This is a genomic window from Pseudomonas sp. Pseusp9 (assembly GCF_059491265.1).
In genome coordinates this window covers 4,652,300-4,666,626 of record NZ_CP168500.1, presented here as the reverse complement: position 1 = coordinate 4,666,626, position 14,327 = coordinate 4,652,300, and the positions used below count along the sequence as shown (strand labels likewise).

Here is a 14,327-nt window from a genome sequence, read left to right as displayed (position 1 = left end):
GTTCGCAATACCCACATTTGACTCGACATCTGTGGGAGCGAGCCTGCTCGCGTAAGCGTCAGTTCAATCACCGCTGTCCCACGAACAACTCCCCGTACGACATCTGCTGCGCCAGACTATCAATCACGTGCACGCTGTAGCCCTGCACATTCTTCGCATGATGCTTGGCCTGCGAAGCCAGCTCCGCCAACTGGCTCGCATCGAGTTGTGCACAGGCCTGTGGATGAAGGTGCACCACCCCGATCGACAGCGATAACAGCGCAAACTCCTGCCGCACGCCCTGGCGATTCGGTGCGATGAAGCAGCCGGCTTCCAGGTGCTCGTTGCGGTAGAAGCGCCGGCACTGGCTCTGGAAGTCGTCGAGCAACTGGTTCAAACGTTTGCGCCAGTCTTCCGGGCCGAGCACCAGCAGGAAATCGTCACCGCCGATGTGGCCGACGAAGTCGCGGGAGGGGTCGACGCGGTCGATCAGGCATTGCGCCAGGCACAGCAGGACTTCGTCACCGCGGCCATAGCCGTAGATGTCGTTGAAGGGTTTGAAGCTATCGATGTCCACGTAGCAGATCACCGATTCCCGTTGCTGTTGCAGCAGCCGCGTCAGGCATTGCTGGATCGGTACGTTGCCCGGCAGCAGGGTCAGCGGGTTGGCGTAGCGGGCCTGCTGGATCTTCAGTTCGGTTATCAGTTTGAGCACGTCTATTACGCGGCCAAGCCCGAGATAGCCGCCATTGAGGGTGATGATGAAGTCTTCTTCGATACGCTGGCGGGCGCGGCTGGTGATCAGGCGGCTGACTTGTTGCAGCGACTGGTTCAGTTCGACGGCGAGGAAGTCATCGCTCATCAGGCGGCTGATGGGCTTGCGGGCGAACAGGTCGGTGGCAAAGGGCTTGAGCAGGGCGTCGGAGAGTGAATGGCGATGGACAATGCCGCAGGGCTGGCCCTGGTCATCCACGACCGCCAGCGAGTTCAGGTTGGCCTGGCGGCGAAAGGCTTCGAGCACCGTGGCGGTCGGGGTGTCCCGGTTCACTGCGGGTTGCTCGTTGAGCAGGGCACTGAGGTCGCTGCCGTCTTCGCTCAATACAACGGCGGTGCTGTCCTGTCGGGGCATCAATGCCCGGGCATCCCGCGGTGGGTGTTCCTGGGGGCGACAGAGCAGGTAGCCCTGCACCAGGTCCACGCCCATTTCGGTCAGCACCGTGAGCTCTTCGGATAGCTCGATACCTTCGGCGATGACTTGTGCCCGCGAGGCCTTGGCGATTTGCAGGATCGAGCCGACGAACTCGCGCTTGAGCGCATCCTGATGAATGCCATCAATGAAATGCCGGTCGATTTTCACGTAATCCGGCCGTAGCTCGGACCACAGCCGCAAACTCGAATAGCCCGCCCCGAGATCATCCAGCGCAATCGAAAACCCCATCGCCCGATAGTGATGCAGGGCGGTTTGCAGCAGCTGGAAATCATCCGTTGGCGTCTGTTCCGTGAGCTCGATGACCACCTGGCTCGGCGGAATGCCGAAGTCCTGCAGCAATTGCAGGGTACGCCCCGGTTGATGCGCCGCTTCGAGCAGGGATTCCGGAGAGACGTTAAGGAACAACAGGCCAGGCAGTTGTTGCTCATTGAAACGTCGGCATGCGCTTTCGCGGCAGGCAATTTCCAGCTCGCTCAGGCGTCCGGCCTGGCGGGCGACGGCAAACAGGGCGACAGGGGAGTGCAGAGGGCTGTTGGAGGGGCCGCGACTGAGGGCTTCGTAACCGAGAATGCGCCGTTCAGAGAGGCTGATGATCGGCTGGAACAGGCTGTGCAAACCGCCTTGAGTCAGAATCGAGCTCAATGCACTCAGCTGTTCGGTTGTGGTCATGGCGATCTCTGGCGATTAAAAAAGGACCGGGCGTGCCCTTGGTAAAAAGTGCACGCCCGATCCTTTATTTCACGACAGAATGATGACTGTTTAATGACGCCCCGGGGAGCCTCAGCATTAAATTGCCATCATTGTTTGCAAAACTCAGTGCTTGGCCACCGCCGTGTTGAGTTTCAGGTAGTCCAGCAGAATCCGCCCGGTTTCGCTCAGGTAGGCATCGTCTTCCGGTTTGGTCTTGGCATCCTCGGCCGCAATGGCATCCTCGTCTTCTTTCTTCAGCTCTTTGAGCGGTTCTTCGCCCTTGGCCTTGCGACGGATGTTTTCCATGGCCAGCTGTTTGGCTTCAATGTCGGCGTGCTGGGCGCGACGCTCGGCTTCATTGAGGCTGACGGTCTTTTCGGCCATCAGTTTCTGCGCCAGGGCCAGCTTGTCACGGATGAACACGAACTCCGCATCCTTGGCCGTGCGCACGTCATGCTCGGACTTGAGCTGCGAAATGTACGGCTTGAACGGGTCCACGGCAGGCTTGATTGCAGCCTTGATGGTGTCCCACGGCATGGCTTCCGGCAGGGCGCTTTCACCGATTTCCTTGGTGTCGATGATCGACGGGTAATCGATGTCCGGCAGGACACCCTGATGCTGGGTGCTCTGCCCGGAAACCCGGTAGAACTTGGCCAGGGTCAGTTTCAGTTCGCCATGGTTGAGCGGCTGAATGGTCTGCACGGTGCCTTTGCCGAAGGTCTGGCCGCCGATGATCAGCGCGCGGTGGTAGTCCTGCATGGCGCCGGCAAAAATCTCCGACGCCGAGGCGGACAGGCGGTTGACCAGCAACGCCATCGGGCCTTTGTAGAACGCGCCCGGGTTTTCATCTTCGAGGACATCGACACGGCCATCGGCGTTGCGCACCAGCACGGTCGGGCCTTTGTCGATGAACAGGCTGGTCAGCTCGGTGGCCTCTTGCAAGGAACCGCCGCCGTTGTTACGCAGGTCGATCACCACGCCGTCGACTTTCTCTTTCTGCAACTCGGTCAGCAGTTTCTTGACGTCGCGGGTGGTGCTCTTGTAGTCCGGATCGCCAGCGCGGAAGGCCTTGAAGTCCAGGTAGAACGCCGGGATTTCGATAATGCCGAGCTTGTAGTCCTTGCCGTCCTGCTTCAGGTTCAGCACCGACTTTTTCACGGCCTGGTCTTCGAGCTTCACCGCTTCACGGGTGATCGGCACGATCTTGCTGGTCTGGTCGTTCGGCGCATTGCTGGCCGGAATCACTTCCAGACGCACCACGGTGCCTTTCGGACCACGGATCAGCTTGACCACTTCGTCCAGACGCCAGCCCACCACGTCGACCATCTCTTTGTTGCCCTGGGCCACGCCGATGATCTTGTCGGCCGGTGCAACCAGCTTGGTCTTGTCCGCCGGGCCTGCCGGCACCAGGCGCACGACTTTCACCTGGTCGTTATCGCTCTGCAACACAGCGCCGATGCCCTCCAGGGACAGGCTCATGTTGATGTCGAAGTTCTCCGCGTTATCCGGCGACAGATAGTTGGTGTGCGGGTCGTAGGACATGGCGAAGGTGTTGATGTACGCCTGGAAGATGTCTTCCGCACGGGTCTGGTCCAGGCGTGCCAACTGGTTCTTGTAGCGCTTGGTCAGGGTTTCCTGGATCTGCTTGGGCTCTTTGCCGGCGATCTTCATCCGCAGTACTTCATCCTTGACGCGTTTGCGCCACAGGTCGTCGAGTTCTGCGGTGGATTTGAGCCAAGGGGCGTCCTTGCGGTCGATCAGCAAGTTTTCCCTGGTGGTGAAATCAATCTTGTCGACGCCTTTGCCAAGTTCGGCAAGGGCGAAGTCCAGACGCGCCTTCACGCGGTCCAGGTAGCGCTTGTAGATGGTGAACCCGGCGTTCAGGTCGCCGCTCTTGAGGAAGTCGTCGAACTGCGTCTTCCACTTGTCGAATTCGGCAATGTCGCTGGCCATGAAGTAGCTGCGCGACGGATCCAGCAGCTTGAGGTAGCTGTCGTAGATGATCACCGAGCGTGCGTCATCGAGTGGCGGCTTGCTGTAGTGGTGGCGTTTGAGCAACTCCACGACGTTCAGACTGGCGATCACTTCGTCACGATCGGGTTGAAGCTTGTCCCAGCTATTGGCTGCGAATGTATTGCTCGACATCGGCAGCAAGCCGATACCGATGAACAAGGCGAGGGCAGTGCTGGGGAACAGATGCTTCATGCTGATTCGACGCGGGGACAATTGATAACGCATATTAGGCCGTCTTTGAAGTCGCCGACTCTTTTGGAGCCGGTCGCATAATGCAAAAAGCCCGGCGCTACAGCTTCGGGCTCAGTCCAGACTCACTATGGAGGCACTGTGAAAGCATTGCAAGGCGTTGACGGTCAAGTGGTATGGGTTGATGAGCCGAGTCCTGCGTGCGATGCAGGACAAGTTCGTATTCGAGTGGCGGCATCGGGCCTCAATCGCGCCGATTTGTTGCAGAAGGCCGGCCTTTATCCTCCACCGCCCGGGGCCAGTCAGGTGCTCGGTCTAGAGTGCTCCGGCGTGATCAGCGAGGTCGGCGCCGGGTCTTCCTGGCAGGTGGGCGATCGGGTTTGCGCCTTGCTGGCCGGGGGCGGGATGGCCGAAGAGGTGGTTGTCGACGGGCGGCATGTATTGCCGGTTCCCGACGGAATGTCACTGGTCGAGGCGGCGGCATTGCCGGAAGTCTATGCAACAGTCTGGCTGAATCTGTTTCAACTGGCGGCGCTCAAACCGGGTCAGAAAGTGCTTCTGCACGCCGGGGCAAGTGGAATTGGTTCAGCGGCCATTCAGCTGTGCAAGGCCTTCGGTAACCCGTGCTGGGTCAGCGTCGGCTCTGCCGAGCGACTGGCATACTGCGAAGCACTCGGCGCCCAGGGCGGCGTGGTGCGTAACGATGATCTGGAGGGCTTGCGGGACCTGGGGCCGTTCGACGTGATACTCGACCCGGTGGGCGGCAATTATGCGGCGTTGAACCTCAAGCTGCTCGCGCAGGATGGCCGTTGGGTGTTGATCGGTCTGATGGGCGGGCGCGAGGCCAAGCTGGACCTGGCCCAGGTGCTGGCCAAGCGAGTGCATTTGCTGGGTTCGACGCTGCGCAGCCGTGATGATCAGTTCAAGGCCGATCTGTTCAGCGACCTGAGCCAGCATGTGTGGCCGTTGTTCGCCGAAGGGCGCTTGAACCCGCAACTGGCCAGGACATTCCCGATCAAGGATGCCGAGGCGGCGTTTGCCGAGTTGGCGAGTAATACCGTGGCGGGGAAGGTGGTGCTGGTGATTGACGAAAGCCTCACCTGAGAACACGGAACCTGTAGGAGCGAGCTCGCTCGCGATGAACTTGAAGACGACGCTGATTATCAGGTAGCACGCGTCATCGTTCACGACCATCGCGAGCGAGCTCGCTCCTACAGGGTTATCTGTTATTTCCAGTCGTGAATCGGCCAGCCGGCCTTTTCAGCCTGCTCGCGCAGCACCGGATCGGGGTTGACCACGTGGGGGAAGTCCACCTTCAGCAACAGCGGCAGGTCGTTGCGTGAGTCGGAATAGAAACTCGCGTCTTCGAGGTTTTCCTCTTGCGCATCCAGCCATTCCAGCAGGCGGGTGATCTTGCCTTCACGGTAGGTCAGGGTGCCGACGGTATGGCCGGTGTAAACGCCGTGGGCCACTTCCAGTTCAATGCCGAGAATCTCGTCGATGCCCAGACGCTCGGCAATGGGGCCGACCAGATGAGTGCCCGAGGCCGAGATCACCAGAATCCGGTCGCCGGCCTTGCGATGCGCCGCGATGGTTTTGGTGGCGTCGCTGAAAATGATTGGCTCGATGTAGTCTTCCACCCAAGGGCCAACCAGATGCTCGACCTCTTGCGGCGTGCGGCCGATCATCGGCTCCAGGCTGAAGGTCATGTAGTCTTCCATGCGCAGTTTGCCGTGGCTGTAGGCGTCCATCAGCGCGTTGTTCTGTCGCATGAACGACTCGGGATCGACCCAGCCCAGTCGTCCCATCTGTTCGCTCCAGAGGGTGGCGCAGTCGCCGTGGATCAGGGTTTCGTCCAGATCAAAAATTGCCAGGGCCATCAGTGCAGTTCTCTCTTCAGGATAAGCAAAGGCATCAGGCTACCTCACACAGGGCCGTCGGATCGATGGAAAGCGCCAGCCGCTGACCGTCGGGATGCAAGTCGACCGCCGAACGGTTGAGCACGTCCACCACCAGTTCCACGCCCCTGGCTTCGATTCGGTAGCGAATCACGTTGCCCAGCAGGCTGTGGCTGCGCACCTGCGCGTCCAGCTCGCCGTTGAGGCTCAGCTCGATGGCCTCCGGGCGAATGGCGATGCGATGGTTGACCGGCCGTTGCAACAGCTTCGAGGCCGCGGCGGCGTCCAGCAGGTTGTAGTTGCCGATGAACCCGGCGGCGAACACATCCACGGGCGCGGTATAGAGGGTTTCGGCGTCGCCGCTTTGTACGATTTTTCCCTGATTCATCAGGAAAATCCGGTCAGACATGGTCAGGGCTTCTTCCTGATCGTGTGTGACGAAAATCGTGGTCAGCCCCAGTTCGCGCTGGATCTGACGGATCTGTTCGCGCAGGTGCTTGCGGATACGCGCATCGAGGGCCGACAGCGGTTCGTCCAGCAACAACAGCCGTGGTCGGGTGACCAGCGAGCGGGCGAGGGCAACGCGCTGGCATTGGCCACCGGACAGCTGATGCGGATAGCGGGCGGCAAAATCCTGCAGCTCCACCAGTCTCAGCACTTCGGCGACGCGCTTCTGGCTGTCGTCGGCGTTGACCTTCTGCATGCGCAAACCGAAGGCGACGTTCTGCTCGACGGTCATGTTGGGGAACAGCGCATAACTCTGGAACACCATGCCGATCCCGCGTTTCTGCGGGCTCAATGGCACGATATCGACACCATCGAGCAGGATCTTGCCGCCATCCACCGGAGTCAGCCCGGCGATGCAACGCAGCAGTGTGGATTTGCCGCAGCCGGACGGGCCGAGCAGGGTGACGAATTCGCCTTTCTGGATTTCGCAGTTGATGTCGCTGAACACCGTGGTGCCCGCGTAATTCTTTTGCAGATGTTGGACGCTGACATAGCTCATTCGCTTTTGTCCTTGTTCAAGATATTGGCCGCCCAGGTCAGAACCAGCACGAAGAAGAAGTAGGAAATCACCAGCGCACTGGTGAAGTGGCCGCTGCTGTTGCGCATGTTGTTGAGGTAGACCTGCAAGGTTTCGTAGCGGGTGCCGACGAGGATGTTGGCGAACACGAACTCACCGAACAGGAACGAGAACGACAGCAGCAATGCCACCATCAGGCCTTTGCGCAGGTTCGGCAGCACCACCAGGATCGCCGCTTGCCAGGTGCTGGCACCGAGCAGTTGGGAGGCGTCCATCAGGTCGCGCAGGTTGATCGCCTGCAGGTTGTTGGTGATCGCCCGGTACATGAACGGCAGCGCCACGGTGAAGTAGCAGCCGATCAGTATCCATGGCGTGCCGACCATGGCGAACGGCCCGGAACCGTAGAGCTGCAACAGCCCTACCGACGACACCACCGGCGGCACGGCGAAGGGCAGCAGGATCAGGATGTTCATCAGCGCGTCGAGTTTCGGGAAGTGGTAATGCACCACGAACAGCAACGGCAGAATCAGCACTACCGAAAGTATCAATGAACCAACGCAAACCAGCAGCGATTGCCCGAACGCTTGCAGGAAGCGCGGATCGCTCCACAGCTGCACATACCATTTGATGCTGAAACCGCTGGGCAGGATGGTGGCCGACCAACTGCTGGAAATCGAATAGATAAAGGTGCCGAGCAGCGGCAACAACAGAATGGCGAACAGCAGGTAGACCACTACCCGGTGGTAGATACCGATGGGGCCCGATTCAGCGCGAGACATGGTAGCTCCTCTTCAACAGCAGCTGATGCACGATGGTCACCAGGGTCATCAAGGCCACCAGCACTACGGCCAGGGCGCTCGCCAGGTTCGGGTCCAGGGAAATGTCCCCGGACACCATCGCCGCGATGCGGATCGGCATCACGTTGAAGTTGCCGGTGGTCAGGGCGTACACCGTGGCATAGGCGCCGAGGGCATTGGCCAGCAAAATCACGAAGGTGCCAAGCAGTGCCGGGGTCAGCACCGGCAGGCCGATGTGGCGCCAGAACTGCCAGCCGTTCGCGCCGAGCAGTGCGGCGGACTCGCGCCAGTCTTCGCGCAAGGCGTCGAAGGCCGGGTAGAGCAGCAGCACGCCAAGGGGAATCTGGAAGTAGGTGTAGAGAATGATCACCCCGGTTTTCGAATACAGGTTGAAATCCTGAATGATGCCGGCCTGTTTGAGCATGATGGTGAAGGTGCCGTTGAAACCCAGCAGGATGATGAACGCAAAAGCCAGGGGCACGCCGGCGAAGTTGCTGGTCATGTTGGCGAAGGCGTTGACGAAATTGCGCAGTTTCGAGTCGACCCGGCGCAAGGAATAGGCCCCGAGCACGGCGATGATGATCCCGAATACGCTCGACCAGAAGCTGATCTCGAGGCTGTACTGGATCGCTTGCATATAGAACTTTGAATTGAAGATCCTGGTGAAATTGGCGATGCCCCAGCCAAACTCTTCCGATTCCAGGCTGTTGATCACCACCCACACCAGCGGGGCGATTTCGAACACGATAAAGAACAGGGCGAAGGGCACCAGACACAATGCTGCCAGCCATTTGCCGCGCGTCATGGAGGTCACTTGAGCAGCTCCCGGCACACGGGTTTGTCATGGGGCACGCCCAGCAGTTCGCAGACGGTGCCGCAGATGTCGGTCTGTTTTGGCGCGGCTTTGGTGTTGAAGCTGAAGGCATCGCCGAGCACGAACAGCGGCACTTCGCGTTCTTCGGGCAGCAGGCCGTTATGGGAGCGGTCGTTGTTCATGCCGTGGTCGGCGGTGACCAGCACCTGGTAACCGGCATCGAGCCAGCCTTGCAGGTAGTCGGCCAGGATGATGTCGGCCGAGCGGGCGCTGTTGCGGTACTGCGGGGTGTCGAGGCCGTGCTTGTGCCCGGCGTCGTCGATGTTCATCGGGTGGATCAACAGGAAGTCCGGCGCATGACGCTGACGCAGGCTTTCGGCGTCGGCGAACAGGTGCGAATCGGGGTAGTGGTCGTTCCAGTAGAAATGCCCGTGCTGGATCGGCAGTTGCGGGTCATCGGTGTGGCGATCCCGGGCCGGGACGAAGGGCGAACGGTTGTACAGCTCACTGACCCAGTGATAAGCCGCCGCGGCAGTCACAAGACCGGCGTCGGTGGCGTAGTGATAGATGCTGCGCTGGTTGGACAGGCGCGAGACGTTGTTGTGGACGATGCCGCTGTCGATTGGCGGTACGCCGGTCAGGATGCATTCGTACAGCGGGCGGGACAGGGCCGGCAACTCGCACTCCAGTTTGTAGAGTGCGGCGCGTCCGGCGCCAACGTAAGCCTGAAGGTGCCCCATGGCGTGGCGGGCGACTTCGTAGTTGAGGCCGTCGAGCACGACAAGGATGACGTTGTGTTTCATAGGGGCTGGAGCTCCGCAAAACAGGAATTCGAATTGACTCAGTCCACTGTGGGAGCGAGCCTGCTCGCGAAAGCGGTCTGACATTCAACACAGGCTTTGAATGTTGAGCCGCCTTCGCGAGCAGGCTCGCTCCCACAGGGGGGGCATCAGATCCCGAAGTGGGGATCTACAGCATTACTTCATTTCAACAATGACTTCTTCATTCCACTTCTGAGGCAGGGCCTTGGAAGTCTTTTCCCACGCATCCGCGTCCTTGATCGGCGTGACTTTCTTGTACTGCTCGTTAGGCAGCAGCTTGGCCTGCACTTCGGCTGGCAGGGTCAGGTGCTCGGCGCGGATCGGACGGGCGTTGCCCTTGGCCAGGTTGATCTGGCCGGCGTCGCTGAAGATGTACTCGCGGGCCAGCTTGGCGGCGTTCGGGTTCTTCGCGTACTTGTTGATGATGGTGGTGTAGCCGGAAATCACCGAACCGTCGGACGGGATCAGCACCACGTAGTCATCCGGGTTGGCCATCTTGGCCTTGTAGCTCAAGCCGTTGAAGTCCCAGACCACGCCGACTTCGATCTCGCCCTTTTCCATGGTGGCGATGGTCGGGTTGGCCATCGACAGGCGACCTTGCTTGGCGATGTCGGCGAACAGTTTCAGGGCAGGATCGAGGTTTTTCTCGTCGCCACCGTTGGCCAGTGCAGCGGCCAGTACGCCGTTGGCGGCCTGGGCTGCGGTGCTCACGTCACCGATGGACACTTTGTATTTGCCGCCCTTGAGGTCAGCCCACTTGGTCGGGGCTTCGGAGCCGTGCAGCAACTTCTTGTTGACGATGAAAGCGATGGTGCCGGTGTAGGCCAGTGCCCAGTGGCCGTCCTTGTCTTTGGCCCAGGTCGGTACCTGGTCCCAGGTGGATGGCTTGTAGGGCTGGGTAACGTTCTGCTTGACCGCGATCGGGCCGAACGCTGCGCCGACGTCGCCGATGTCGGCGCTGGCGTTGTCTTTTTCAGCGGCGAACTTGGCGATTTCCTGGGCCGAGCTCATGTCGGTGTCGATGTGTTTCAGGCCATAGGTCTTGGCCAGGTCTTCCCAGGTGCCTTTCCAGTTGGCCCAGTCATCGGGCATGCCGACGCTGTTGACGGCGCCTTCCGCTTTCGCAGCGGCTTCCAGGGTTTTCAAATCATCAGCCGCCATGGCGGCGGTGCACATGGCAATGGTCGAGCCTAACAGTGATGCCAGGAAAAACTGTTTCATTCCGAAGCTCCTTGGGTCGTGTTCAACGCTGCGATTGCGGTTGGTGTTGGTCTAGGTCAGCAATACCTGAGCCAATTTAAGGGGGCTGGATGACACTTTGATGTCGTTCGTCGCCCGGGACGACTATTTGTTCGACGGTATCGCCAGTGGCCTGATAAGCGTAGACCATGGGCAAGGCCCCGGCTGGCAAGGGACTTGGCCGATGAATTGCAGGTTCTTGCAGGCAGCGTATGGCGACCGTTCGGCAGCTTTGTCACATCTCGGTCATCTGCACTGCCTACGCTTGCAGACTATTGAATGAGCCGGTTTGCGCTGCGGTTCTGCCCAGAATTGGTGCTGGTCTAGTCCAGATAGGAAACGTTGATGCGTGACGAGGCAACAAAAGCGGTAACCGCCATCGGCCAGGTGCTTCAGGAGCAGATCGACCACGGTCTGTTGGCTCCCGGCAGCAAGTTGCCGGCTGAGCGCAAGCTCAGTGAGTTGTTCGGTACCACGCGGATCACTTTGCGTGAGGCGTTGTTGCAGCTGGAGTCACAGGGGCAGATCTACCGCGAGGAGCGCCGCGGCTGGTTCGTCTCGCCGCCGCGCCTGGCGTACAACCTGATGCAGCGCAGCCACTTTCACGCGATGGTCAGCGCGCAGGGGCGAGTGCCATCCACCGAGGTGATTTCGGCGCGCTTGCAACCGGCATCGGCGGCGGTCTGCGCCTGGTTGCAATTACCGGCGCTGTCGAGCGTGATCCAGATCTGCCGCGCTCGGCGGATCGACGGGCGACTGGTGCTGTATGTGGAGCATTATCTGAACCCGCTGTATTTTCCCGGGATCCTCGATTTCGATTTGAATCAATCAATCACCGAGTTGTACGCGCGGCATTACGATTTGCATTACGGGCGGGTGCGTTTCGAGATTGTGCCCACGGCGTTGTCGGTGGACGCGGCGGCGGCGTTGAAGGTGTCGGCGGGCAGCCCGGGCTTGCAGATTGCCCGGGTCAACTATGACCAGCATGAACGCTTGATCGACTGCGATCTGGAGTTCTGGCGGCATGATGCGATTCATGTCGGGGTGGATGTGGTCTAACGTCCGACCCTTCTACACGGACTGTTCTGGTGCACCACCCGCGGTAATCACCTGGATACTCATCCGCGGTGTCGCCAGGTCCAGCCCGGCTTCATCCATATGCCGTTTCAGCGACAGGTTGAACGCTCGCGACACTTCCCACTGCTTGATTGGCGCGGTCTTGAAACGGGCGCGCAGGATCGCGTTGCCCGACTCGAAGCTTTCCACTCCCTGAAACTCCAGTGGCGACCAGATGTTGCGCCGTTGCAGCGGGTCGGTGCGCATTTTCTGGCCGACTTCGCGCATCAGCTTGATCGCGTTGTCGATGTCCATGCTGGCCGGCACCGCGACCCGGAAGATTGCGTAGCCGAATTCCCGGGAGTAGTTCTTGATGCTTTTGATTTCGCTGAACGGAATGGTGTGGACGATGCCATCGATGTCCCGCAGCCGCACGGTGCGGATGGTCAGGCCTTCGACCGTACCGAGGTGGCCGCCGACATCCACGTAGTCGTCGATGGCCAGGGAGTCTTCGATGATGATGAACAACCCGGTAATCAGGTCGGCGACCAGCGACTGCGCACCAAAGCCGATGGCCAGGCCGATGACACCGGCACCGGCCAGCAGTGGCGTGACGTTCATGCCCATGTTCGCCAGGGCAACGATCAACGCAACGATGAAAATGGCCACGAACAGCACGTTGCGGATCAGCGGCATCATCGTCTGTGCGCGGGCATTGGCCAGGCCTTTGCGTGAGCGGGTCAGCGCGTGATGCACGGCGGTGTCGCTGAGAATCCAGATCAGCCAGGCGAACAGCAGCGTGCCGGCGAGGCTGAACAGTTTGACGCTGATTTCATGGCCGTCGCCTTCGGTAAAGCGGATCAACGACATGCCCCAGACCCGCAGGCCGAGTTCGATAAAGCCCAGCCACACCAGCAGGTGGACGATGGTGTAGAAGAAGTTTTTCAGCCGTTCCGAATACACCGCGTAGCGCCGGATGCCGTGCTGCGGCTTGAGGGCGTGGCGGCGTACCAGGCCGTTGATGACCATGCACAACACCAGCAAAACGGTGCAGATCAGCGACTGGCGCAGGGCGGTGCTGGTGTCGCCGGCGGAAATGAACGTCGCGAACAGCGAGATGGCCACCAACACCAGCGCCGGCACGTACCAGAAGGTGCCGAGAATCGACAGGGTGTCGTTGAGGGCGCGACGGGTCAGGCGTCGGGACAGCGGCTGGTTGCGGATCAGGTGGGCGATCGGCCGGCGAAAACGCAGGATGAAGCGCCCCGTGGAGAGTGCTGCCAGGACATTGGCGACAGTCGCGGCGGTATGGGCCAGATGGCTGCCGAGGCTGACGACCAGTTGCGGGTCGCTCAGCGCTTCGCCAAACGCGGCAAAGCTGCCGATCAGCCACAGTGGCCGGAACGCCTGGTGCCGCAGGATGTACAGGGCGCGGTGGCGGTGCGGGCCGTCGAGCAGGGAAAAGGCAATTACGCAGATGGCCGAGAAGCAGGTACCGACCACCAACGCATAGGCCAGTACCATGGCCAGGCTTTTGCCCAGGGACGAGGGCAGGGCATAGCTCATGTAGACGGTGATCACCAGAGCGATCAGCCATGGCCCGAGTTTGCGCAAGGCGAAGCGCAACATGTCCAGGGCCCGGGGGTGTTGCGGCAGTTCTTCAGGCAGGCCGAAGCGCATCCGCACGCGGTGGCTGATCCAGATCAGGGCGGCGGCCAGCAGGCTCCAGACCACCAGGATCATGGCGAAGGCAAACAGCATCGGCAGCCATTCGTTGGCCGGCAACGCCAGTGCCACCAGTTCCTCCCTGGCCTGATCGAACTCACTGGACCAGCGCGTGAGCGGACTGTCGTCGCCGGATAACTTCTTCTCGATATTGGTCAGGGTTCCGCCGATCAGGCCCAGCACACCTTCTTCGGTCGTCGGCTGGGCCTTTTTGGTGGCGTCACGGAGCTTTTTCAGGTCGGCCAGCAGCCTGGTGCGTTGCTGATCGTTTTCCAGCGACTTGATCACTTCGTCCAGGGATTGCCCCAGCGGCTCCTGTGCTTCGGGCTGGGTCTTGGCCTGGCTGCCGAGCAGGCTTGGCAGGCCGGCCGCCTGGGCAGGCGCCACTGACAGCAGCGTCATCAGGCAGACAAGGAAAATACACGGGAGGGCAAAAAGACGAGCGAACACTAGGCGGTCAACCTCGCAAGGAGCGGATCGACCGAGTGTACGAGCCCGTCAAAATCAATGCGAGCCAAGGGCGATGAATTATTCGTTGAGTTTGGCAAGGATCTTGATGATCACAGTCGCGAGGATGGTCAGCATGCCGATCCACATGACAAACACACCGGCATTTTTATCGCGAAAGTTGAAGCCGACGGCGAGCATGAGCATCCCGGCAAGAATCGGGATGAGCATGGCGTGAAAGGTAGACATCGAAATCATGGTGACAGCCTTGTCGAAGGAATACTGGAAGTCTAGGCAGCTTTTTGCACGGTGTTGTCTGTCTGTAGGAGCGAGCTTGCTCGCGATGGACTTCAGGGCGCCGCGATTATCCAGGCAACCCACGTCATCGTTCACGTCCATCGCGAGCGAGCTCGCTCCTACACAGG

At 60.3% G+C, this 14,327-nt stretch carries 12 protein-coding genes; 2 read left to right on the top strand and 10 right to left on the bottom strand.

Going from position 1 to position 14,327, the window contains the following annotated elements:
- Nucleotides 1-67: 67 nt before the first annotated feature.
- Nucleotides 68-1,858, bottom strand: a complete 1,791-nt coding sequence (locus ACEN8E_RS21125) for a bifunctional diguanylate cyclase/phosphodiesterase (RefSeq protein ID WP_495589720.1) — start codon at nt 1,856-1,858, stop codon at nt 68-70.
- 144 nt (nt 1,859-2,002) lie between these two features.
- Entirely contained in the window at nt 2,003-4,084 is a 2,082-nt protein-coding gene (locus tag ACEN8E_RS21120) for a carboxy terminal-processing peptidase (protein ID WP_495593365.1), read from the bottom strand.
- Between the two features lie 138 nt (nt 4,085-4,222).
- On the opposite strand from ACEN8E_RS21120, the gene ACEN8E_RS21115 reads away from it, so the two are divergent.
- A complete protein-coding gene (locus ACEN8E_RS21115) occupies nt 4,223-5,185 on the top strand; it encodes an NAD(P)H-quinone oxidoreductase (RefSeq protein WP_495589719.1) in 963 nt (320 codons plus the stop codon).
- Between the two features lie 122 nt (nt 5,186-5,307).
- Here the strand turns inward: ACEN8E_RS21115 and ACEN8E_RS21110 are convergent, their stop codons facing one another.
- The 6 genes from ACEN8E_RS21110 to ACEN8E_RS21085 form a co-directional block, all read right to left on the bottom strand.
- Nucleotides 5,308-5,961 carry an HAD family hydrolase gene (locus ACEN8E_RS21110; RefSeq protein WP_495589718.1) on the bottom strand — a complete coding sequence of 218 codons (654 nt, stop codon included), beginning with the start codon at nt 5,959-5,961 and terminating at the stop codon, nt 5,308-5,310.
- A gap of 34 nt (nt 5,962-5,995) precedes the next feature.
- The gene (locus ACEN8E_RS21105; RefSeq protein ID WP_495589717.1) at nt 5,996-6,985 is read right to left on the bottom strand and encodes an ABC transporter ATP-binding protein; all 990 of its coding nucleotides are present in this window, start codon (nt 6,983-6,985) and stop codon (nt 5,996-5,998) included.
- Entirely contained in the window at nt 6,982-7,782 is an 801-nt protein-coding gene (locus tag ACEN8E_RS21100) for an ABC transporter permease (protein WP_495589716.1), read from the bottom strand. The genes ACEN8E_RS21105 and ACEN8E_RS21100 overlap by 4 nt, the downstream gene beginning before the upstream one ends.
- On the bottom strand, nt 7,769-8,605 hold the full coding sequence (locus tag ACEN8E_RS21095; RefSeq protein WP_495593364.1) for an ABC transporter permease: 837 nt from the start codon (nt 8,603-8,605) through the stop codon (nt 7,769-7,771). The genes ACEN8E_RS21100 and ACEN8E_RS21095 overlap by 14 nt, the downstream gene beginning before the upstream one ends.
- Before the next feature lie 5 nt (nt 8,606-8,610).
- On the bottom strand, nt 8,611-9,417 hold the full coding sequence (locus ACEN8E_RS21090) for an alkaline phosphatase family protein (RefSeq protein ID WP_495589715.1): 807 nt from the start codon (nt 9,415-9,417) through the stop codon (nt 8,611-8,613).
- Nucleotides 9,418-9,591: 174 nt separating this feature from the next.
- Nucleotides 9,592-10,656 (bottom strand): ABC transporter substrate-binding protein, encoded by a 1,065-nt coding sequence (locus ACEN8E_RS21085; RefSeq protein ID WP_495589714.1) that lies wholly within the window; start codon nt 10,654-10,656, stop codon nt 9,592-9,594.
- 363 nt (nt 10,657-11,019) lie between these two features.
- Here ACEN8E_RS21085 and ACEN8E_RS21080 point away from each other — a divergent pair, with 363 nt between their 5' ends.
- Nucleotides 11,020-11,733, top strand: a complete 714-nt coding sequence (locus ACEN8E_RS21080; protein WP_495589713.1) for a UTRA domain-containing protein — start codon at nt 11,020-11,022, stop codon at nt 11,731-11,733.
- A 12-nt stretch (nt 11,734-11,745) separates the two neighbouring features.
- Here ACEN8E_RS21080 and ACEN8E_RS21075 read toward each other — a convergent pair whose 3' ends face one another.
- Together ACEN8E_RS21075 and ACEN8E_RS21070 are read right to left on the bottom strand one after the other, a co-directional pair.
- Nucleotides 11,746-13,857 (bottom strand): mechanosensitive ion channel family protein, encoded by a 2,112-nt coding sequence (locus ACEN8E_RS21075; RefSeq protein WP_495589712.1) that lies wholly within the window; start codon nt 13,855-13,857, stop codon nt 11,746-11,748.
- Nucleotides 13,858-13,983: 126 nt separating this feature from the next.
- Nucleotides 13,984-14,301 carry a hypothetical protein gene (locus tag ACEN8E_RS21070; protein WP_495593412.1) on the bottom strand — a complete coding sequence of 106 codons (318 nt, stop codon included), beginning with the start codon at nt 14,299-14,301 and terminating at the stop codon, nt 13,984-13,986.
- Nucleotides 14,302-14,327: the final 26 nt, after the last annotated feature.